Genomic DNA, 21,455 nt, shown 5'->3' with positions numbered 1-21,455 from the left:
GTCACCGTCCCGCACCGCCGAGGCATCGGGAGAAGTCTTCTTCGTCCTGGCACCATGTTCGCGGGGGGTTGGCTCGTGCTCGTGCTCGTGCTTTCGTTCACCGCACCGCTCTGGCGTCCTTTCGCTGTGGATCAGCAGGATCTGGCCAACCGGTTCGCGCTTCCGTCGGCAGCGCACTGGCTCGGCACCGACAAATTGGGACGCGACATTCTTTCTCGGCTTTTCACCGCCGGAGCCGAGCCGCTGCTCGCTTCGGTCGTGATGGTTGTCGTCGCCTTCGCGGTGGGTGTGCCCCTCGCATTGGTCGCCGCCGAGCGCGGCCGCCTGGCAGAGCGTAGCCTCAGTCGTTCGACTGAGGTTCTGCTGGCTCTTCCGGCCACGATCATCCTTCTGGCAGTAATCGGTGTCATCGGACCGCAGACCTACCTGGTAATGGTCGTCCTCGGCGTGCTGTTATCGGCTGCTGTTTACCGGATCATGCTCGGCGTTGCACAGTCCGTGCGCCAGCGGCTCTACATCGATGCGGCGCGCGTCAACGGTCTCGGTTCTCTTCGGGTCAATGTGGTCCACGTCCTCCCAGCCATGGCGACAGTCATCGCCATCCAGGCGGCCCAGTTGTTCGGCATCGGACTGCTGATCGTGTCCGGCCTCGCGTTCCTTGGATTCGGACCTGCAGAGCCGCAGCCGAGCTGGGGCCTCATGATCAATGACGCCTCCCAGCATGTGTACGACGATCCGTGGCTCATGGTGCCCTCCGGCCTCGTGCTGGCGCTGACTGTTGTCGCCGCCAACGCGCTGGCGGACAGCATCGCTGCCCTTGGCACCCCTAAGCCCGCGAACCCGCGCCGCCACTCGCCGTCGCGAGTCTCGCCTGTGTCGCCGGCCATCGTTCCTCCACGCGTAACGCCGAAGGACCCAGCAGCCGTGCTCGAGGTGTGCGACCTCACTGTGTCCGTTGACGGCGGCCCTGCGCTCGTCTCCGGAGTCTCGTTCACGTTGCGGCCGGGGACGGTTATTGGCCTCGTCGGCGAGTCGGGCTGTGGCAAGACCATGACCGCGCGCTCGCTCATCGGTCTCCTTCCCGAGGGCGTCGCTGTCACCTCAGGGTCGATCCTCTGGCAGGGGCGCAGCATCTCCGGTCTGCCCGAACGAGAGTTGAACCGCATCCGCGGGCGTGAGATCGCAATGATCTCCCAGGAGCCGATGGTCGCGTTAGACCCCTTGTTCAGCGTGGAATACCAGCTGACCGGACCAATCCGACGGTTTCGTTCGGTCGGTCGGCGCGCGGCTCGCCGAATCGCAGCCGAGTTGCTCGAGCAGGTCGGCATTGTCGACGTCGAGCGTGTGCTCCACAGCTACGCGCACCAGCTGTCCGGTGGCATGGCACAGCGCGTGGCGATCGCCCTCGCGCTCACCGGGCAGCCGAAGCTCCTCATCGCGGATGAGCCGACGACCGCGCTCGACGTGACCGTGCAGTCCGAGATCCTGAGCCTCCTGCGCCGGCTGGTGAGCGAGACGGACCTCGGGATGGTGCTCGTCAGTCACGACCTAGGCGTCGTCGCCGACATCTGCGACGACATGGCCGTGATGTACGCCGGCGAAGTGGTGGAGTCGGGTGCGACCTCCGAAGCGCTTGCCCATCCGGAGCACCCGTACACGATTGCGCTGCTTGGTGCAAACCCGCACGTTCCGGAAGGACAACCGGTACCCGCGCGGCTGGCGTCCATCCCCGGAACGGTTCCGTCGCCAGGGTCGTGGCCGCGGGGGTGCCGCTTCGCGAACCGGTGCCCGTTCGCCCAGGCACAATGTCGCGAGGGCTTCGAGGCGGTCCCCGCACATGGTGACGGAGTAGTGCGTTGTGTGCGCGTAAGGGAGCTGGCAGGCATCGAGCCGCTCACATTCATCGAATCCTCCGAGGTGCCCGTATGAGCAGACTGCGTTCGATCGACTTCGCAGCGACGGTCGACAATTCCGGGACGTCATCCCCTCCCGTGCCCGCGCTGGAGGTGAAGAACCTCATCGTCCGTTATGGAGCGGGCCGAAAGGCTCGCCAGGCACCCGCGGCTATCGACGACGTCAGCTTCTCGATCGCTTCAGGCGAGACGTTGGGACTTGTGGGTGAATCCGGTTCGGGCAAGACGACCATCGGCAGGGCGGTCCTCGGTCTGCAGCAGCCGTCGTCCGGGGCGATCTTCTTGAACGGTCGCGACATCACGTCTGCGTCCCTTAAGGAGCGAAAGACGCTCGCGGTCGATCTCCGTTTCGTCTTTCAGGATCCGTACTCGTCGTTGAACCCGGCCCGAACGATCGGGCAGACCTTGGCGGAGCCGCTGCGGCTTCTCGGAGTAAGACCATCTGAGGCGGTCCGGCGCGCTCGCCTAGGGCTGGAGTCCGTTGGACTGCCCGCTGATGTTGTCGACCGGTACCCCGAGCAGTTCTCGGGCGGTCAGCGCCAGCGTATTGCGATCGCGCGCGCGCTCGTCTGCGACCCGAAGGTAGTGGTGCTCGATGAGCCAGTCAGCGCTCTCGACCTCTCAACGCAGGCGACTGTGCTCAACCTTCTCGCCGATCTGCGGGATGAACGCGGGCTGGCGTTTCTTTTCATCGCGCACGACCTCGGAGTTGTTCGCTTTCTCGCCCAGCGCACAGTGGTCCTCTACCGTGGTCAGATCATGGAGGAAGGAACAGTCGACGCCGTGGCGGGGAATCCGCGACACCCGTACTCGGTCGCGTTGACGATGGCCGCGCCTGTCCCGCGCCCAGCTGAGCAAGTCGCGCGTCGGGCCGCCCGCGAGGCGCTCGGGATAGGTTCGGCCGGATCTGCGCAGCCATCTGCGTCCGGATGTCCGTTCGCTCCGCGCTGCCCATTGGCGACGGAAGTCTGCCAAGTCGAACGTCCGCCGCTTCGCCACGTTGTGGGCACCGTTGTTGCTTGTCACCACGCCGAACAAGCTACGGCGCTCCGTGGGGTCCCGACCACGTAACTATCCGTCCGATACCAAAAACCGTTTCGCTAGGAGGCGATTGTGACAGATGCTTTTGAGGCCCTTCCTTCAGTGCGGGAGACGCCACCGGCCGAGCCGCCTGCCTTTCATGCCCCGGGAGACCGTCAGAAGCAGCATCCGCTTGGCGCGACTGTCCACGACGGCCTTACCTACGCCTGTCTGAACGGATACCGCGAACTTCACCTGGACGTCTATGTGCCTTCGGACGCTGAGGCAGCTGTGCCGTGTGTCGTGTGGATACACGGAGGTGCATGGTTGTTCGGCGGCAAGGAGTTCATGCCGGATAACTGGGACGACGCACTTCTCTTTCAGACAGCGATAAATGCTGGTCTAGCGGTGGCGGCGATTGACTACCGTCACTCGCGCGAGGCATCGTTCCCGGCGCAACTCCATGACGCCAAGGCGGCGGTTCGGTATCTACGGAAATTCGCGAGCGAACTCGGCATCGACCCGGAGCGGATCGCCGTTTGGGGCGACTCCGCCGGCGGCCATCTCGCTGCGCTATTGGCCACGGTTCGCGCCCCCGAGCTCGAAGGCGTAGAGGGGGTCGTCGGTCCAAGCAGCGCGGTCAGCGCAGCCGTGTCCTTCTACGGCGTCGCGGATGTCGACACGATGCCCTCGTTTCTCGAAACGATGCCGCAAGAATGGATTGACGAGTTGAGGCGCGCTGGGGGCGACGCGCCGCCGGAACCGATCGATGTACTCCTAGCCGAGACTCCGTTTCCTCGTGAAACTGCGAGACGACTGGTCTCGCCGGTGCATCATGTGGACTCGAACACTCCGCCCTTCCTTCTCGTGCACGGCGTAGAGGACGGTCTGGTTCCCATTAGTCAAAGCGAGGAATTTGTTACTGCTCTGCACGCGGCAGGCGTGGAAGCAGAGCTTGTGCGAGTGCCAGGCGCCGATCACACGTTTGTCGGTGTCGACCCGGCGCCGCTGATTCTGCGTGCGGTCGACTTCCTTCAGAGGCAGTTTGATCGCGAGTCTGCCGGCGCGACTCAGCAAGCAGATTCGCGATGATACGCTCCTCGTTCAACGATGGCTGGACGGTGCGGGATGCAACCGGTCCGTTCGATTCGGCACAGGGACCAGGAACAAGTCCGCAGGCGGTTCGCTTGCCCCACGACAGGCTCCTGGACTTTGATCGTTCCTCCGAAGGAACCTCGCACACGGGGTACTTTCCGGCTGCCACTGCTTCGTACGCCAAGACCTTCGCTGTGCCGGCCGAGTATGTCGACCGGCGCGTGAGTTTCGAATTCGACGGTGTCTACCGCGACGCGATGGTATTCATCAATGGTGATTTCGCCGGTCAGCGTCCCAACGGGTACAGCCAATTTCGAGTCGCTGCTGATCCGTTTCTCCGGTACGGGGAATCTAACGAGATCATCGTCGTTTCGCGGGTCCACGACGACTCGAGGTGGTATTCGGGCCTCGGTATCCACCGCGACGTGCGGATGCTGGTCGGCGGCCTCATCCATGTCGAAGCCGATGGCCTCCGAGTCACCACTCCCGACATCGAACCCGACCGAGCGCTCGTCTCCACTGAAGTACGGATTGCGAATTCGGACACCCGAACGCGAACTGTTTCGGTACTCACCAGGGTGATCGCTCCTACCGGAGCAATCGTCGCGGAGGACATCGCGCCCGCGACGCTCAGGTCAGGTACGACGGTGGCGGTGCGTAGCAGAATGCTCGTGCGAGATCCTCTGCTGTGGAGTGTGTCAGAACCTAATCTGTACCGAGCAGAGGTCGAACTGACGTCAGCCGAAGATGCGCTCCACCCGATCGACAGTGAATCGACGACATTCGGGATCCGTTCATTGCAGCTCGACGTGGAGCGTGGCCTTCGAATCAATGGGCAGTCGGTCAAGTTGCGGGGGGCATGCATCCACCACGACAACGGCATCATCGGTTCCGCGGCGATCAGGCGGGCCGACGAGCGTCGTGTCGAACTGCTCAAGGAAGCTGGGTTCAACGCGATTCGCAGCGCGCACAATCCCATTAGCCCGGCCATGCTCGACGCGTGCGACCGGCTGGGGATGCTCGTCATCGACGAAACCTTCGACGTTTGGACGCAAGCGAAGACTCCGCACGACTACTCTCTGGCCTTCGCCGAGTGGTTCGAACGAGATGTCGACTCCCTCATCGCCAAGGATTTCAATCACCCGAGTGTGATCATGTATTCGATCGGCAACGAGATCCCTGAGACCAGCTCGCCGTTGGGCTCCGGGTGGGGCAGACGAGTAGCCGAACGGTTTCGGGTGCAGGACCCGCATCGATTCCTGACGAACTCAATCAACGCCGTGCTCGCCGTCATGCCCGAGCTCGGCACCGCCGCTCTCGAGCACGCCTCGACCGTCGGCAATGCGAACGAGATGATGAGCTCGATGGGTGCGCTGATGCAGGAACTCGCTGGCTCGGACCTCGCAGCGCAACGCACCGCAGAGTCGTTCGCCGTTGTCGATGTTGCGGGAATCAACTACGGCGACAGCCGGTACGAACGTGACCGCGAGGTCTTCCCAAACCGGGTCATCGTTGGAAGCGAGACATTTCCAACCAAGATTGCGGACAACTGGCGGCTGGTGCTTGCCCAAGACCATGTCATCGGCGATTTCACGTGGACGGGATGGGACTACCTCGGCGAAGCGGGCATTGGGCGGGTCCAACACGGCGACGGCAACGATGGCGGCTTCGCTGCGGGCTACCCGTGGCTGCTTGCATGGTGTGGGGACATCGACATCACTGGGTATCGGCGCCCGGCGTCCTACTACCGGGAGATCGTCTTCGGTATCCGCGATGAACCCTACATAGCTGTTCAACGCCCTGAGCACCACGGATTAGCGCACCATGGCACACCGTGGTCGTGGACTGACTCCGTGTCGACCTGGAATTGGGCCATGCCAGTGGGCTCGCCGCTGACGATCGAGGTCTACAGCTCGGACCCCGCGGTGGAGCTCTTCATCAATGGAGAGTCCGTTGGCGTGCAACCAAGTGGACCGGACAACGACTTTCGCGCTCACTTCGAAGCCAGTTGGGAGCCCGGAGAGATCGTCGCGACAGGTATCGGGGCCGACGGAAGACGCACAGCGTCGTCATTGAGAACCGCTGGGGATTCCGTGCGCTTGCGGGCGCGCGCCGAGCGCGCGTTGCTGGAGGACGACGACGGTGACTTGGCGTTCATCCACGTGACACTCGAAGACGACGCAGGTGTGGTGGCGACTCAACTGCGACGCGAGGTGACGGTCGAGGTCGCCGGTGCCGGCGAGCTGCAAGGATTCGGCGGCGCCGATCCCGCAACGATGGATCGCTACCGGTCGGGAACGGGCCACACCTTCGATGGCCGGGCACTCGCTGTCATACGGCCCACCGGTCCCGGACAGATCGTCGTGACCGTCCGTTCCGACATGGAGGTCGATTCCGTGAGGCTTGAGGTCGAATCTCCACAGCGATGAGAGGTGCCCTTTAGGCTCCCATCTCGAACACATCATGCTCTGCTCTCTCCGGCGGGATCGGTGCAGATACCGTATGCACGCTGGGGTCTGCAAACCGCGGGAAGATGGTCGTAAACCGATTCACAGCCGCGGAGGGCCCTCATGGACGTAGCAATTCATACCCTTCGCTACTTCTGCGTCCTCGCAGAGGAGCTGCATTTCGCTGCTGCGGCGGCGCGGCTCAATATCGCGCCGCCGTCGCTTAGTCAGCAGATCGCTCGCCTTGAGACGGCTGTGGGGGAGGCACTGTTTGAACGCACATCCCGTGCGGTGGAGCTGACCGAGGCGGGTGAGCAGTTGCTTCCGCACGCTCGCCGCGCGGTGGAGGCGCACCAGGATGTCGTTGACTGGATCACCGAGCGGAACCGCGCGGCCGCCCCTGTGCTACGAATCGGCATCGTCGCCGCGGGCGCCGGCCCGCTGACGTCCCGGGCGATCGCGAGCGCCGTACAGCGGATTCCCGGCCTTCGGTTGGAGATGCGTAAGGTCGGCTTCTTCGACCCTCAGGCCGAGTTGTCCGCAGGACGTGTGGACGCCGTGTTTGCGCCCGCTCCGCTGCATGTTGATGAGAAGGTCGTGACCGCAGCGCCGCTCTGGACCGAGCAGCGAGTGCTGGTCACGCCAGCTGATCATCGGCTTGCGCGACGGGAGTCCATCGGGATCGACGAGACGCGCGATGAGATCTTCGTGGCTGTTTCGGGCGGCGATCCCCGCGCGGTGGCATGGTGGCTTGTCGACCCCCGTCCGGATGGCAGCCACCCGCGGGTGGGGCCGGTGGCCCAGGACATCGACGGTATCCTTGCGCTGGTCGGGGCGGGGATGGGTGTTAACATCGCAGCGGCGTCGGCGGCGACCCACTATCGTCGCTCTGAACTCGCATTCGTGCCGATCGCCGACATCGAGCCCGCAACCATCTTGCTCTGCACGCGCCGCCGCCGCGAGCCGGTCGTCGCCGCGTTCGTGGAGGTTGTGCAGGCCGAGGCCCGGGCGGCTCGTGCCTGACAGCGGGTGTAGCCCCTGTGAAGTGATAGTGGATGAGGTTGGGCCTATCGCAGGGTAGGGAAGACGTACTGGCTTTCCGCTCCGCTAACGCTGAGGCTGTTCACGACGCAACTCAACGAGGAGGTTGACCTATGTCACTGGACGAAACCACATGGCCCGATTCCCACCCCCACGCTGGGATTCTCCCCGGCGCCTCCGAACCGTTCTTCCTCAACAGGGGGGAGGGCGAGAAGAGCGTCGTATTCGACACGCTCTTTACGGTCCTGCTCACGGGCAACGAGACCGACGGGCAGTTCGACGTCTTCACCACTGAGGGGAACGCGGGGGACATCATCCCGGCCCATATCCACCCGTACACGCACGAGATCTTCTTTGTGATCGACGGCGCCGTGCACCTCTGGATGGACGACGAGAAGGGCTTCAAGGACGACAGCGTGCTGCGGGCCGGCGCGTTCGGCTTTGTGCCGAAGGGGACCATCCACGCGTTCCGGATCGAGTCCACCGCTCGTGTGCTCGGGGTGAGCACCGGAGGCTTCGCGCGATTCTTCCACGCGATGGGCACGCCGACGACTAAGCCGGGCATCCCGCAGCCGTCGGAGTTCTACGCTCCGTCGTTCGACCAGATGCGGGCGGCGGGCGAGTTGTACGGCACGGTGTTCCGGCCGGACTACAAGTTCCTCGACGACTGAGCCGTGGTTCACGAGTACGTCTACGACGACCACGGGCTGAGGCTCGACCTGCATCTGCCAGAGGCGGTGAGCGAGCTTGGATCGCCGCCTCCGCTGGTCGTCTTCGTGCACGGCGGCGGCTGGCGGGCCGGCGACCGCGGAACGTTCGTGCCGACAATGGGCCTCAACTCTGAGGCGCCGGAGCCGAGTCCGTTCCAGCGGATTGCGGAGGCGGGCATCGCCGTCGCCTCTGTCGACTACCGGCTGAGCGGCGAGGCGGTCTTCCCAGCGCAGGTGAAGGATGTGCGGGCCGCGCTGACCTGGTTGCGCGCGGGCGCGGGCGAGCTCGGTGTCGACGCCTCCCGCGTCGTGCTCTGGGGCGAATCGGCCGGGGCGACGGTCGCGGCCCTTGTCGCGCTTGAACCGGGCTCCGCCGTCCGCGGGCTGATCGACTGGTACGGACCATCCGATCTGGAGGCGCTCGCCGCTTCCCTCGGGCAGAGCGACGATCCAGCGACGAGGGAGGCCGGCTGGCTCGGCCACGCGGTCTCCGCCGACCCGGAGCGCGCGCGTGCGGCGAGTCCCCGCCACCAGGTGCGGCCCGGGGCGCTGCCGACGCTCATCGCGCACGGCCTCGCCGATGAGGCGGTCCCGCACTCGCAGAGCGAGCTGTTCGCGGCGACGCTGACCGGGGTGGGCGCATCTGTGGAGTTGACGCTCGTCCCGGGCGCCGGGCACCTCTGGCAGGGCGACGTGGATCGAGGAGCGCTGTTGAGCGCGGCGATCGCCTTTTGCACGCGCGTGCTCGGCTGACGGCTGCCGCTGTGAGCGCGATCGGATCAGGCCGAGCGAAGCCGGAGCGAGATGTCGGCGGCAGTCGCGCGGGCGCGCTCCAGGAGGGTGCCGCGCAGGGCGGGCAGGTCGTGACGGGTCGTGTTGACGGCGATGTTGATCGCGGCGGCCGGGCGGGCGTCCCTGCCGAATACTGGTACGGATACCGAGCGGAGCCCGGGCGCGACCTCCTCGTCCTGCAGCGCATAGCCCTGTTGGCGGATGGTAGCGAGCCGGGCTTCCAGCTCGCCCACCGAGTGCGCGGCGTTGGGGCCGCCGCCCGCGAGCTCGGCGTTGGCGTACAGGTCGCGCAGCTCGCCGGCATCGAGGTACGAGAGCAGCAGCTTGCCCATCGAGGTGAAGGCCGCTGGCAGCGTCGAGCCGACCTGGATGTTCGCAGTCACCAGGTCGGTGTTGCGGATGCGCGCCAGGTAGAGCACCTGGTCGCGCAGCAGCACGCCCAGGTTCACCGTCTCGCCGGTGGCTTCGGCCAGCTGCCGCAACGGCTGCTCGCTCAGCTGCACCAGGCTCGAGCCGCGCAGCGCCGCCGAGCCGAGCGTGAGCACCGCGACGCCGGGCTGAATCACGCCGTCGGCCGATCGCTCCAGATAACCGCCCTCTTCCAGCGTCGCCACGACGCGGAACGCGGTCGGCATCGGGATGCCGGTGCGCTCGCAGATGTCGCGCAGCTTGAGCGACGTCGTGGTCTCGTCGAAGAGGCTGAGCACGTCGAGGCCCTTAGCGAGGGCCTCAATGCGATAGCGGTTGCCGTCCGGGGCTTTCATGGAGCGAAACCGTATCTCAGGGGGTTGGCTAGCGCAAGCCGGACGCTTCGATCAGTCGACCCGGAAGGCCCGCAGCTGCAGTGCCAGCATCGCGTAGTAGCCGACGAGCGCGCTGACCTCGAAGACCCTGGCCGCACCGATTGTGGCCTCGGCCTCTTGCCAGCCGACGTCGTCGAGATCGCCGGCGAGCAGTGCAACGGTCACCCGCGCGACCACGCCTTCCGCCCCCTCGAACCCGTCGATCCGGCCGTCGCGCAGTGCGGTCAGCTCGTCGTCGCCGAGCCCGGCGGCCCGGCCGACGCGCTCATGGGCCTCTTGCTCGAACGCGCTGTCCCAGTGCTGGGCCACCAACAGGATCAGGATCTCCCGTGCGCGGTCGTGGAGGGCTCCGGAGTAGCGGAGGGTCGACCCGAGGTTCTGCACGGCGTCGCCGAGCTCTGGGGCGAGGAGGAACGCGTTGAAGGGCCCGCGCAGGGCGCCCTCCGGAGTCGTGAGCGCGAAGTGCTGCGGACCCGACGCGCGAGGACCTCCCGCGATGCGCTCGTAGAGGGCGCGCTGCTCGGCGTCGAGGTCGACCGGATGGAGGAGAGGGATGCGCATTGACACGATCTGATGCTAGCGTCTACATTCATTCCACGAAAGTAACTTTTATACAATGAAGTGAGGGAGGCGATGATGTCTCTTCAGAGCACCACCGTCCGCGAACTGCACGACACCGCGTCCGACTGGCTCGGGCTCGACGGCGCGCGAGTCGTCGTCGCGGGCGCCGGCGGAATCGGGACCACCTGCGCGTTGCGGTTCCTCGACGCCGGGGCGCGCGTGATCGTCGTGGACCGCGACGAGCGCCGGCTCGCCGAGCTCGCCGGCGACCCTGCCTTCGGCGGTCGCGGCGGCCGCACCCTCGCCGCCGACCTGACCGCGCACGGCGCCGCGGCCGGCGTCGTCGCCGACGCGGTCGAGACCCTCGGCGGCCTCGACATCGTGCTGCACAGCGTCGGGATCAACGACCGCCGCCCGCTGCTCGACTTCAGCGACGACGAGTGGCAGCGCATCATCGACGTCAACCTGACGACGCTCTTCGCGCTCGGCCAGGCGGCGGGGCGCTGGATGACGGAGCAGGGCCACGGCCGCATCGTCGCGCTCTCCAGCGTCTCCGGCCTGCTGGCGCACGAGAACCACGGGCCGTACGCGGCCTCCAAGGGCGGCATCAACCAGCTGATCCGGGTGATGGCGCGGGAGTGGGCGAAGGACGGCGTGACCGTCAACGCCGTCGCACCCGGTTACGTCGAGACGCCGCTCACGAGCGGCCACCTCGCCGAGGGCGGCAACCGGGAGAAGCTCGAGCTCCAGGTTCCCGCGGGCCGGCTCGGCACTCCCGACGAGATCGCCGGTCCCGTGCTCTTCCTCGCCTCCCGCCAGGCCGGCTTCATCACCGGCCACGTGCTCTACATCGACGGCGGCCGCACGCTCGTCTGAGCCGGCGCCCACGGAAAGGACATCGCATGAACGCACAGATCTTCCCCCGCTTCGCCGGGCAGACCGTCCTGGTCACCGGCGCCGGCACCGGCTTCGGCGCCGAGATCGCCGTCCGGGCCGCCCAGGAGGGCGCGCGCGTCGGCGTGCACTACAACCGGTCGGAGGCCGGCGCGCGGAGGACCGCCGAGCGCATCGCGGCCCTGGGCGGGGAGGCGTTCGTCGTCCAGGCCGACATCTCCGACTGGGAGGAGGTCAAGCGACTGCGCGACGAGGTGTTCGAGACGGTCGGCACGCTCGACGTGCTCGTCAACAACGTCGGCGACGTCGCCACCGACCTGATGTCGTGGCGCGACCTCACCCCGGAGACGCTCGACCGGGTCGTCGACGTGGACGTCAAGGGCACGCTCACGATGGTCCACGAGTTCGGCGGCCGCATGGTCGAGCAAGGCCACGGCGCCATCGTCAACATCGGCTCGACGGTCATCGTGCGCGGCAGCGCCCGCGCCCCGGTGTACGCCGCCGGGAAGTACGCCCTCCTGGGCATCACCAAGTCCTATGCGGCCGCGCTCGCGCCCGCGGTGCGGGTGAACATCTTCGCGCCCGGCTTCATGGAGACGGAGGCCACGCTCGCCCGGCCGGACTGGCAGGGCGGCCGCCGCGAGAAGCTCATCTCGCAGACCCCGCTCGGCACCATCCCGGCCCCGGAGGTCGTGGCCGGCACCGCGCTCTTCCTCGCCAGCGACGACGCGTCCCACATCACGGGCGCGTACATGCTCGCCGACGGCGGCTTCAACATGGTCGGCGCCTGACCCGCCGGCACTCCCTTCAGAGATAAGGAACAGTTCCCATGAAGCTCATCACCTTCGACGAGGGGCGGGTCGGCCGCATCGACGGCGACGACGTCGTCGAGCTCGACATCCCCTCCACCAAGGCGTTCTTCGAGGCCGAGGGCCGCGTCGGCGAGACCGGCGCGGTCCTCCCGCTGGCGGACGTGCGGCTGCGCGCGCCCATCGTCCCCAAGAAGTTCTTCCACACCGCCGGCAACTTCGCCGCGCACCACGAGGAGCTGCAGAAGGTCAACTGGTCGCACCCGGTGCACAAGGGCATCGTGTTCTTCCAGAACGTGGACGCGATCATCGGCCCGGACGACCCGATCGTCTACCCGGAGCACCTCACCTCGGAGCTGGACTACGAGCTGGAGCTCGCCGTCGTCCTCGGCAAGCCGGGCAAGTTCTTCAGCCCGGAGGAGGCCTGGGACCACATCGCCGGCTTCACCGTGTTCAACGACATCACCGCGCGCGACATCCAGCGCCGCGAGATGAAGTCCGGCGTCTTCTCGTTCAGCAAGGGCATCGACACCTTCTGCCCGATCGGCCCGTGGATCGTCACCAAGGACGAGATCGACGACCCGCAGAAGCTCGCGATGGAGCTGCGCGTCAACGGGGAGGTCCGCCAGCGCGGCAACACCGATCAGATGCTGGTCACCCTGCCGCACCTGGTCGCCTATCACTCGCCGCAGATCTTCAGCGCGGGCGACCTCATCACGACGGGCACCATCTCCGGGGTGGCGGCCATCCAGCAGAACCCGTTCGACTTCTACCTGCGCCCCGGCGACGTGGTGGAGGCCGAGATCCAGGGCGTCGGGACACTGCGCAACCCGGTCGTGAGCTGGCAGGACGCCCACGGCGTGCCCGCGCCGGCGAAGGTCGACTGGTGAGGCTGGCGAATCTCGACGGGCGGTCGACGGTCGTCCACGCCGACGGAACGGCGACGGACGTCGCGACGGCGTCGGAAGGGCGGTTCGGGCCGGACCCGATGGCGGCCTTCTCCGAGTGGGAGGCCTTCCGGTCGTGGGCGTCGACGCTCGACGGGGTGGGCCCGGTCGCCGTCGACCCGGCCCGTCTCGGCCCACCCGTGCCGCGCCCTCCCCAGGTCTTCGCGATCGGCGTCAACTACCGCGAGCACGCCGACGAGGCCGGCTACCCGCCGGACAGCCTCCCGGTGACGTTCACCAAGTTCCCGAGCAGCCTCACCGGCGCGGACGCGACCGTCGAGCTGCCGGACGGCGACGTCGACTGGGAGGTCGAGCTGGTGGTCGCGATCGGCGTCGGCGGCCACCGCATCCCGCGCGACGAGGCCTGGCCGCGCATCGCCGGCGTCACCGTCGGCCAGGACCTGTCCGAGCGCGCCGCGCAGCTGGAAGGCACCCGGCCGCAGTTCTCCCTGGCGAAGTCGCACCCCGGGTTCTCGCCGACGGGACCGTGGCTGGTGACGCCCGACGAACTCGCCGACCCGGCCGACCTCGCCATCTCGTGCGCACTCGACGGGGAGGTGCTGCAGGACTCCCGCACCTCCCGGATGATCTACGACCTCCCGGAGCTCGTCGCCCGGCTGTCCGCCGTGGTGACCCTGCTGCCCGGCGACCTGATCTTCACCGGCACGCCCTCGGGCATCGGCAACGCACGGACCCCGAAGCGCTTCCTGCGCGCGGGGGAGACCCTCGTCTCGACCATCGAAGGCGTCGGCAGCATCACCACACGATTCACGGAACGGAGCAACGCATGAGCGCGGACACCACGGACTTCCCCGACGGCTTCCTGTGGGGAGTCGCCACCGCCGGGCACCAGGTCGAGGGCAACAACGTCAACAGCGACGTCTGGTTCCTCGAGCACCTGCCCGGCACCATCTTCGCCGAGCCCTCCGGCGACGCGATCGACCACTACCACCGCTACCGCGACGACATCCGGCTGATCGCCGAGCTCGGCTTCGGCGCGTACCGCTTCTCGCTGGAGTGGGCGCGCATCGAGCCGGAGGAGGGCCGGTTCTCGACCGCGGAGCTCGACCACTACCGGCGGATGCTGGAGGCGTGCCGCGAGCACGGGCTCGCCACCGTGGTGACCTTCAACCACTTCGTCAGCCCGCGCTGGCTGCTCGCCGCCGGCGGCTGGGAGGACGCGGAGACGCCCGCCCGGTTCGCCCGGTACTGCGAGCGCGTCATGGCTCACCTCGGCGACCTGATCGACGTCGCCTGCACGCTCAACGAGCCGAACCTGCCCTGGCTGCTGCGCTCCTTCGGGTTCGGCGGCGAGGAGCCGGAGCAGCGCGCGGCCGTCCCGCTCTGGGCGGCGGCGGCCGAGCGGCTGGGCATCGAGCCGGCGCGCGTCGCGCCCTCCCAGTTCACGGTGTCGGACGCCGGTTTCGAGGTGAAGCTCGCCGCACACCGGCTCGGCCGGGACGCGATCCGGGCGGCCAAGCCCGGCATCCCGGTCGGCTGGACGCTCGCGAACTCCGACATCCAGGCGGCCCCCGGGGGCGAGGAGCGGGCCGACCGGGTGCGCCGCGAGGTGAACGAGCGCTTCCTGGAGGCCTCCCGCGGCGACGACTTCGTCGGCATCCAGACCTACGGGCGCACGGTGTTCGACGAGGACGGGCTGGCCCCCGCGCCGGCCGGCGCAATCGTGAACCACATGGGCGAGGAGATCTACCCGCAGGCGCTGGAGGCCACCATCCGGCAGGCTGCCGCGATCGCGGGCATCCCGGTCTACGTGACGGAGAACGGTCTCGCGACCGACGACGACGCCCTGCGGATCGACTACCTGCGCGCCGCCATCGCCGGTGTCCGCGCCTGCCTTGCAGACGGGATCGACGTGCGCGGCTACATCGCCTGGACGGCGTTCGACAACTTCGAGTGGGTCTTCGGCTACGGGCCCAAGTTCGGGCTGATCGCGGTCGACCGCGCGACCCAGGAACGCACCCCAAAACCGAGCGCCTACTGGCTCGGCGAGGTGGCGCGCTCGCACGGAGATACCGCGACTGCCGCGGAGGCGCCTGTTCGTGCAGCTACCGACGGCGCACCGACGCAGTGAATGAGGGACGATGCCGTGACCTGCGGGTGGAGTACCTCCACGAACCCACCGCAGTCGCCACCGCACGCCCGCGATTCTCCTGGATTGCCGACCACGACCAGACCGCCTACCGCCTGGTGGTCGTCGCGGTGGCCGATGGTGGCACGGCCTGGGACTCCGGGATGGTCGAAAGTGCCGAGACCGCGTTGGTGGCATACGCGGGCGCCTCCCTCGGCTCCGACGCCGCCTACATCTGGACGGTCCTGAGCCGCGCCGCCGACGGGTCGGAACGATTCGCCGAGTCCCGTTTCGAGACCGCTCTCCTCGACCCCGTCACCTGGACGACCTCGTGGGTCACTCCACGCCAGCGGCCAACCGCGATCGAGCGCTGGACCTTGTTGGACTGGATCCGCGGCGCGCAGCCCGAGGGCGGCCCGACGGAGCGGTTGCAGCCCGCTCAGCTACTGCGCCAGCGTTTTACCGCGGGCGATGACGTCGTGCGCGCCCGTCTTCACGCCACAGCCCGCGGCGTCTATGTCCCGCACCTCAACGGCGTCGTCGTCGGCGACCAGGTGCTGGCGCCGGGGTCGGACTCCTACCGTCACCGGATCTCGGTCCAAGCCTACGACGTGACGGATCTGATCCATCCCGGCGAGAACGTCCTCTCACTCGCGCTCGCCGACGGCTGGTGGGCAGGGCGCATCGGAATCACCGGGTCGAGCGCCCAATACGGTGACACCATCTCGGCACTTTGGCAGCTGCACCTCGACCACGCCGACGGCAGCCGAACGGTCGTCGCCAGCGACGCCGACGTGGTGAGCGCGACGGGGCCGTGGGTGTACGCCGACCTGTTCGTCGGTGAGCGCTACGACCGCCGCCTCCTCGACACCGGTTGGACAGCCGTCGCCTTCGATGACACCTCATGGACACCGGTAGAGGCCAAACCAGCCGACCCGACGGTGCTGGTGCCGTTCGAGGGGGAGCCCGTGCGCCGCGTGTGTACCTTGGCGGCGGCCTCGGTGGCCGCCGATCCCGACGGGGACGGCTGGATCGTCGACTTCGGCCAAGTGATCGCCGGCCGCGTGCGCATGACCGTCCGCGGACTGGAGGCCGGCACCGAGGTCGTGATCGAACACACCGAGGCGCTCGCCGCGGACGGCTCCTGGTTCGTCAACATTCTGGGGATCAACACCGAGCAGACCGACGTCTATGTCGCAGCCGGCCCGGAGGAGGACACTTGGGAGCCGACCTTCACCTTCCACGGCTTCCGGTACGCGCGCCTGCGCGGGTTGCGTGAAGCCCCGGGTGCGGACGACGTCGTCGCCGTTGTGCTCGCGAGCGATCTGGAGCAGACCGGGTCGTTCGTCACCTCCGATGCGCGGCTGAACCGGCTCCATGAGAACGTCGTATGGAGCCAACGCGGAAATTTCGTCTCCATCCCCACCGACTGCCCGCAGCGGGAGCGCGCCGGCTGGACCGGCGACATCCAGGTCTTCGCACCGGCCGCGACGAACAATGCGATGATCGCGCCATTCCTCGGCCGCTGGCTGCAGAACCTGCGCGCCGACCAGCTCGCCGACGGCCGAGTGCCGATCGTGTCGCCGCGCTCGCACTTCGACGAAGAGTCGGCCGCGGCCGCCCAGGGGATCGGCGCGATCGTCGCCGCCGCCGGCTGGGGCGACGCGATAGCGTTCGTGCCGTGGACCCTGTACCAGCGCTATGGCGACGCGCGCGTGCTGGAAGATGCGTTCCCGGCGATCCTGCATTGGATCGACTATCAGGCGACCAGCGCCTACTCCGGCGGTGACCATTTCGGTGACTGGCTCGCACCGAGCACCCTGGAGGGAAAACCGTTCCACGAGGCGATTGGCATCGCCCCCGCTCTGACCGGCGCCTTGATCGCGCCGATGTTCCAGGCGAAGACACTCACCATCGCCGCCGTGATCGCCGACGTGCTCGGGCGGCCGGCGGAGGCGCGCGACCTCGCATCGCGCGCCGCCGCCGTGAGAGCGAGGTTCGCAGCCGAGAACGTGGCCTCAGACGGAGGCCTCCCTGTTGAGCTGCAAGGCGTGTACACGCTGGCGCTTGCCTTCGACATGGTGCCGAACGACCGCATCCCGAGCGCTGCCGCCCGCCTCGCGGGGCTGGTGGAGGAGCGCGGCTACCGCCTCGACACCGGGTTCCTCTCGGTGCCCTACCTGCTCGATGTCTTATGGGACCACGGCTATCCGGAGCTCGCCCGCCGCGTGCTCTGGCAGCCCGCGCAGCCGTCCTGGCTGTACGAGGTCGATCACGGCGCCACGACGATCTGGGAGAACTGGGACGCAGTGACGCCGGACGGCACCACCCGTGCGACCTCCCTCAACCACTATGCGTTCGGCTGCGTTGACGACTGGCTGTACCGGCGTGTCGCCGGGCTGACAGCCACAGCGCCCGGGTATCGTCGCGCCGCGATTCAGCCCGACCTGGAGGCCGGAGTCGATGTCGTCTCGGCCCATGTGACGACGCCATACGGCCGGCTCGCGGTTCACTGGGCTCGCTCGGAAGACGCCCCGGGCGCCGCGCAGATCAGGGTCGAGGTGCCGTATGGCATCACCGCCGAGCTCGCCGTCGCCGGACGTCGCATCCCGCTCGACTCCGGGATCTCCACCCACACGTTTGCGCTCCCGTCCGCTCACCCGCTGCTTCTGGGGCAATCGCCTTCGCTGGGCGATTGAGCGCTGCGCCACTCGACCCGTTAGCGTCCGACTCGATGCTCGGGGTCACGCCCGCGATGGAACGGCGGTGGATTCACGCACGATCAACTGCGGTTCTGGGCGGGTCGGCCGAGTGCCATCGGTCTGTTCGAGCTGAGCAAGAAGCGATGCGACCGCATCTCGTCCTTGAGGCCTGAAGTCGAGTCGGATCGTCGTCAGCGACGGCGTGAAGTACGGCGCTTCCGGGGTGTCGTCGACACCCGTGACGCTGATGTCGTCCGGGACCTTCAGCCCGCGCGCCACAAGGGCGTGGATTGCACCAAGCGCCATCTGATCGTTGGCAGCGACGATTGCCGTGGGAAGCGAATCTGCAGACAGCGACACCACGGCGTCATGCCCAGATCGCGCAGACCAGTCGCCGTGAAGGATTCCCGCGGGATGGAGGCCGTGGCGTGCCACCGCCGCCGCGAATACTCGTTGCCGGTTGCGAGCGGCCGACCAAGTCGCCGGTCCAGCGATATGCAGTAGTCGCTTGTGGCCAAGCGGTACGAGGTGGGAGACCACTGCTCCCATGCCAGGCTCGTCGAGATGTTCCCCAGGCTCGAGGTCTTCGGCCTCGCTAGCAATCAAGACGGGGACCCCGAAGTCGGTCCGCTCAAAAACGCTCCGGGCACTATCGGTTGAGGCAAAGGCGAGCGGCAACGTCTGGATGAACTCGACGGGCAGCAGCGTTGGAACCTGGACCGCGTATCAGACTACGGTTCCTGGCACGTACAGCCGCAACCTCACCTACGACGCAACGACTGGTCACGTAGTCATCCTCGCCGATCAGGGCACGTCAACGATCATCAATGCCGACATCGACTTCGGCCACTCTGCCGGCACGTATTACCAGATCGTGAACAAGCTCACTGGGCAGGTGATCGGGACGACGAACAACACCACCGATGCCAACATCGGGAATGGTGACCTCCTGGACGTCCGCTTGGAGACTGCAGGATCGGCAGGTAATCCGGACACAGCTGTGGCACATCACGACCAAGCCCGATGGAAACGTCACGCTGAACAAGTCAGGAGGCCGCGCGGCTGAGATCTGGACCGGCAACGCGACACAAGGCCAGCAGATCGGTCAGTGGGTCGACAACGCCACCAACGGTCTCTTCAAAATGGTGACGAAGAGCAACGGCTACGTGTACTTCCAGAGTGTGCAGAACCCGTCGCTCTATCTCACCGGCTCGTCGGCCGGGGCAACACTCACGCTTAAGCCTTCTGACAACGGTGTCGGCTCGCAGGACTGGCAGCTCGTGGCAAAGTAGGAGTTCACGCCACCCTCGAGGACGCCTGCCCTGACACGGGCAGGCGTCCTCTCTCGTGCAACGGGAGGTCCATAGCGGAGCCGCCGCGGGCGGCGCTGACTTCTTGGTTTTGTTGTCTTTCCGCGGGCCGATCGTAGCTCGTTCCCGGTGCTTCGTGCCGGGCTTTCGCGGCATATCCTCGCTCGCTGCGCTCGCTGCGCTCGCTGCGGTATTCCACGGTCCCGGCACTGCGCCCCTCCCACTCGCCATCGATCTCTCCGCCGGAAAGGCAACAAAAACTGTTGACGCAGGGGAGTGATCAGGATGCGGGTATTCATCATCGACACCAGAAACATGGGCCCGGAACTGCAGGGCGGACTCATCGGGGTGGTCGGCTCGCCCAACCCGACAGCAGAGGAGAAGAGGGAGTGCGTGGAAATGGTGAGCCGGTACGCGGTTGACGGGTGGGCGATCGCGGCGGACCCGCTAACTCCGATCGGGCAGCTCGCGGCGCTCACAGCAGAGACGGCATGCGTGCCATTCCTCGCCTTTCACCGCGTGGACCAGCGGGGTGGCCCGGTGATCGGGGCGTTGAGGCTTGGAGCTGCGGCTCGCGAACTGTCCTGAATCCGTAAGGGAAGCGGACCCAGGTGTACGGGTCCGCTTCCCTTATGGCTCAACCTTTTGCGCCCTGCTCAGCGGTGGATTGGGGATTGGTTGCTTCTGCCCCTGTGATCCTCGAGGCGGTGACGATTTGTTCGACGTCGCTGAGGTTGTAGCCCCAGGCGGCGAGCTGGGTGAAGTAGGCGGTGTCGGTGGGGGAGGGATACCGCCAGGTCTGCTTGCTGGTGACGGACTCGCACGCTCCGAGCACGATCGCGAGCGCAATGTGCTGCGACTTGCCGGGGGTCTGATCGATGAGAGCGGCGAGCTTGTCGCTCTCGAAGTATCCCGAGGGTTCGAGTCCGAGCAGCCGGTGGGCGAGTTCGTTGCCCTCCCTGGTGGCGGTGCTGATTGCCTGCCGATGGATGGTGAGGCCCTTGGCGATCACGGCGCCCGCGTCCTTGGGCAGGCTCTTGCGGGAGAGCAGTTCGGTGAGCCATTCGCGACGGACGATCTCGTCGGACGCCCACGCCTTGTTGTTGGCGATCAGAGTGCGCCGTTCGGCCTTCTCCTCCTCGGTCATCGGCCCGGATTTGGACTGACTTCCGCCGTAGGGGTGGAACCCGGCCGCTTTCGCGTCGCGCACGAAGTACGTCACGTTCGCGTCGCCGTCGGCGTAGACGCGCACGTGGACTGCGCGTCCGTCGATGTTCTCGATGTGCTCGACGGTGACCCGCTGGTCGTCTGGCGTGAGGAGGTCGCCGATGCGCGTGTACTCCGTGTCGTAGTAGCCGGGATCGCTGTCGAGGGTCAGGTAGCCGCGTCCCGCCAGGTCGGCTTCGGTGTCCGCCTTGGTCTTGGCCCGCGCTTTCTCGTCGCGTGCCCGCTGGGCCGCGTGCGCGAACTGGGTGGGGTCGTTAGTGGCGACCTGGATCAGGTCGACACGGACCTCGTCGTCACCGTCGAACTCGATCAGTACGGCCGCCTGATCTAGCGTCAGCTGGTGCTTCTGGATCGCGGACGACGCCACCTCGTTCTCGACCACCGCAAGTGCGGTCTTGACCTCCTTCGCCTTGGTGCCGGTGCGGCGGGCGATCGCGGTCACGGAGAGTCCTTCGAACGCGAGTTGCTGGAACGCGGCGGCACGGTCGCCGTCGGTGAGTGCTTCGCGCTGGTCGTTCTCGACCATCTGCTGCACGATCCGTTCCGCCGTCACTTCGTCCGCCGTCACCAGGTAGACGGGGATAGTGGCGAGCCCTGCTTCCCGAGCAGCGAAGACCCGACGCTGTCCAGCACGGACCCTCACCTGGCCGTCGTCGCTGCAATGTCCGAGTACAGGCGTGAGGACCCCGTTCTCCTTGATGCTCTGTATGAACGCAGGGGTGATGGGTGCGGAGGGTCGCACGTTGGTTTCGACGGCCAGGGTGTGCGGGTCGAGGTGTTCGATGGTGCCCGGACCAGTGGTGGTGTCGCTCATTGCTCTGTTTCCCTTCAACTGTTCTTGTTCGCCTGTCTGGCAAGGGGATCGAGGGTGAGCGGGGGCGGTGCGGAGTGCCGGGTCGTGGAATACCGCAGGGAGCGCAGCGAGTGAGGATATGCCGCGAAAGCCCGGAACGCAGCCCGCGGGAGCGAACTACGATCAACGGCCAGGCAGACGCACAACCCAAATGAGCCGCAAGGCGCGTGCAGCTCCACCAGGTCTGTGCCCGTCAGGATCGCGCCCACGCTCTGCCGGGCTGCCTTAGAGCCCACATTCAG

The 21,455-nt window shown here is 67.0% G+C and carries 19 protein-coding genes; 15 read left to right on the top strand and 4 right to left on the bottom strand.

Going from position 1 to position 21,455, the window contains the following annotated elements; genetic code table 11:
- Positions 1-75: 75 nt before the first annotated feature.
- The 7 genes from ABCS02_RS19440 (at position 76) to ABCS02_RS19410 (ending at position 8,979) form a co-directional block, all read left to right on the top strand.
- Positions 76-1,929 (top strand): dipeptide/oligopeptide/nickel ABC transporter permease/ATP-binding protein, encoded by a 1,854-nt coding sequence (locus tag ABCS02_RS19440; RefSeq protein ID WP_345837309.1) that lies wholly within the window; start codon positions 76-78, stop codon positions 1,927-1,929.
- Positions 1,926-2,984, top strand: coding sequence for an ABC transporter ATP-binding protein (locus tag ABCS02_RS19435; RefSeq protein WP_345837308.1), 1,059 nt, complete (start codon positions 1,926-1,928; stop codon positions 2,982-2,984). The genes ABCS02_RS19440 and ABCS02_RS19435 overlap by 4 nt, the downstream gene beginning before the upstream one ends.
- 42 nt (positions 2,985-3,026) lie before the next feature.
- Positions 3,027-4,025 carry an alpha/beta hydrolase gene (locus ABCS02_RS19430; protein ID WP_345837307.1) on the top strand — a complete coding sequence of 333 codons (999 nt, stop codon included), beginning with the start codon at positions 3,027-3,029 and terminating at the stop codon, positions 4,023-4,025.
- Entirely contained in the window at positions 4,022-6,457 is a 2,436-nt protein-coding gene (locus ABCS02_RS19425) for a glycoside hydrolase family 2 TIM barrel-domain containing protein (RefSeq protein ID WP_345837306.1), read from the top strand. The genes ABCS02_RS19430 and ABCS02_RS19425 overlap by 4 nt, the downstream gene beginning before the upstream one ends.
- Before the next feature lie 141 nt (positions 6,458-6,598).
- Positions 6,599-7,498: a LysR family transcriptional regulator gene (locus ABCS02_RS19420; protein WP_345837305.1), complete on the top strand. Its 900-nt coding sequence runs from the start codon at positions 6,599-6,601 to the stop codon at positions 7,496-7,498.
- A gap of 131 nt (positions 7,499-7,629) precedes the next feature.
- Positions 7,630-8,187, top strand: a complete 558-nt coding sequence (locus tag ABCS02_RS19415) for a quercetin 2,3-dioxygenase (protein WP_345837304.1) — start codon at positions 7,630-7,632, stop codon at positions 8,185-8,187.
- A 3-nt stretch (positions 8,188-8,190) separates the two neighbouring features.
- Positions 8,191-8,979, top strand: a complete 789-nt coding sequence (locus ABCS02_RS19410; protein ID WP_345837303.1) for an alpha/beta hydrolase — start codon at positions 8,191-8,193, stop codon at positions 8,977-8,979.
- A 26-nt stretch (positions 8,980-9,005) separates the two neighbouring features.
- Here ABCS02_RS19410 and ABCS02_RS19405 read toward each other — a convergent pair whose 3' ends face one another.
- Both ABCS02_RS19405 and ABCS02_RS19400 read right to left on the bottom strand, forming a co-directional pair.
- Positions 9,006-9,782 (bottom strand): IclR family transcriptional regulator, encoded by a 777-nt coding sequence (locus tag ABCS02_RS19405; protein WP_345837302.1) that lies wholly within the window; start codon positions 9,780-9,782, stop codon positions 9,006-9,008.
- 51 nt (positions 9,783-9,833) lie between these two features.
- Positions 9,834-10,382, bottom strand: a complete 549-nt coding sequence (locus tag ABCS02_RS19400; RefSeq protein WP_345837346.1) for a carboxymuconolactone decarboxylase family protein — start codon at positions 10,380-10,382, stop codon at positions 9,834-9,836.
- Positions 10,383-10,457: 75 nt separating this feature from the next.
- Between ABCS02_RS19400 and ABCS02_RS19395 the strand changes: the two genes are divergently transcribed.
- From ABCS02_RS19395 to ABCS02_RS19370, 6 genes are read left to right on the top strand one after another with little or no spacing between them, the layout of a single operon-like run.
- A complete protein-coding gene (locus ABCS02_RS19395; RefSeq protein ID WP_345837301.1) occupies positions 10,458-11,258 on the top strand; it encodes an SDR family NAD(P)-dependent oxidoreductase in 801 nt (266 codons plus the stop codon).
- Between the two features lie 26 nt (positions 11,259-11,284).
- Positions 11,285-12,067, top strand: a complete 783-nt coding sequence (locus tag ABCS02_RS19390; RefSeq protein ID WP_345837300.1) for an SDR family oxidoreductase — start codon at positions 11,285-11,287, stop codon at positions 12,065-12,067.
- Between the two features lie 38 nt (positions 12,068-12,105).
- Positions 12,106-12,975 (top strand): fumarylacetoacetate hydrolase family protein, encoded by an 870-nt coding sequence (locus ABCS02_RS19385; protein WP_345837299.1) that lies wholly within the window; start codon positions 12,106-12,108, stop codon positions 12,973-12,975.
- Positions 12,972-13,823 carry a fumarylacetoacetate hydrolase family protein gene (locus tag ABCS02_RS19380; RefSeq protein ID WP_345837298.1) on the top strand — a complete coding sequence of 284 codons (852 nt, stop codon included), beginning with the start codon at positions 12,972-12,974 and terminating at the stop codon, positions 13,821-13,823. The genes ABCS02_RS19385 and ABCS02_RS19380 overlap by 4 nt, the downstream gene beginning before the upstream one ends.
- Positions 13,820-15,124: a family 1 glycosylhydrolase gene (locus ABCS02_RS19375; RefSeq protein ID WP_345837297.1), complete on the top strand. Its 1,305-nt coding sequence runs from the start codon at positions 13,820-13,822 to the stop codon at positions 15,122-15,124. The genes ABCS02_RS19380 and ABCS02_RS19375 overlap by 4 nt, the downstream gene beginning before the upstream one ends.
- Before the next feature lie 26 nt (positions 15,125-15,150).
- Complete coding sequence (locus tag ABCS02_RS19370) at positions 15,151-17,820, top strand: family 78 glycoside hydrolase catalytic domain (protein ID WP_345837296.1); 2,670 nt, start codon at positions 15,151-15,153, stop codon at positions 17,818-17,820.
- A 45-nt stretch (positions 17,821-17,865) separates the two neighbouring features.
- On the opposite strand, the gene ABCS02_RS19365 is transcribed toward ABCS02_RS19370, so the two are convergent.
- Positions 17,866-18,501, bottom strand: coding sequence for a substrate-binding domain-containing protein (locus ABCS02_RS19365; RefSeq protein WP_345837295.1), 636 nt, complete (start codon positions 18,499-18,501; stop codon positions 17,866-17,868).
- 263 nt (positions 18,502-18,764) lie between these two features.
- On the opposite strand from ABCS02_RS19365, the gene ABCS02_RS19360 reads away from it, so the two are divergent.
- Positions 18,765-19,115, top strand: a complete 351-nt coding sequence (locus tag ABCS02_RS19360) for an RICIN domain-containing protein (RefSeq protein ID WP_345837294.1) — start codon at positions 18,765-18,767, stop codon at positions 19,113-19,115.
- Between the two features lie 303 nt (positions 19,116-19,418).
- Complete coding sequence (locus ABCS02_RS19355) at positions 19,419-19,721, top strand: hypothetical protein (protein WP_345837293.1); 303 nt, start codon at positions 19,419-19,421, stop codon at positions 19,719-19,721.
- Positions 19,722-19,770: 49 nt separating this feature from the next.
- Here the strand turns inward: ABCS02_RS19355 and ABCS02_RS19350 are convergent, their stop codons facing one another.
- Complete coding sequence (locus tag ABCS02_RS19350) at positions 19,771-21,174, bottom strand: ParB N-terminal domain-containing protein (RefSeq protein ID WP_345837292.1); 1,404 nt, start codon at positions 21,172-21,174, stop codon at positions 19,771-19,773.
- Positions 21,175-21,455: the final 281 nt, after the last annotated feature.

The sequence above is a fragment of the Microbacterium sp. X-17 genome, from assembly GCF_039615055.1.
This window is presented reverse-complemented; position numbering and strand designations above follow the sequence as displayed.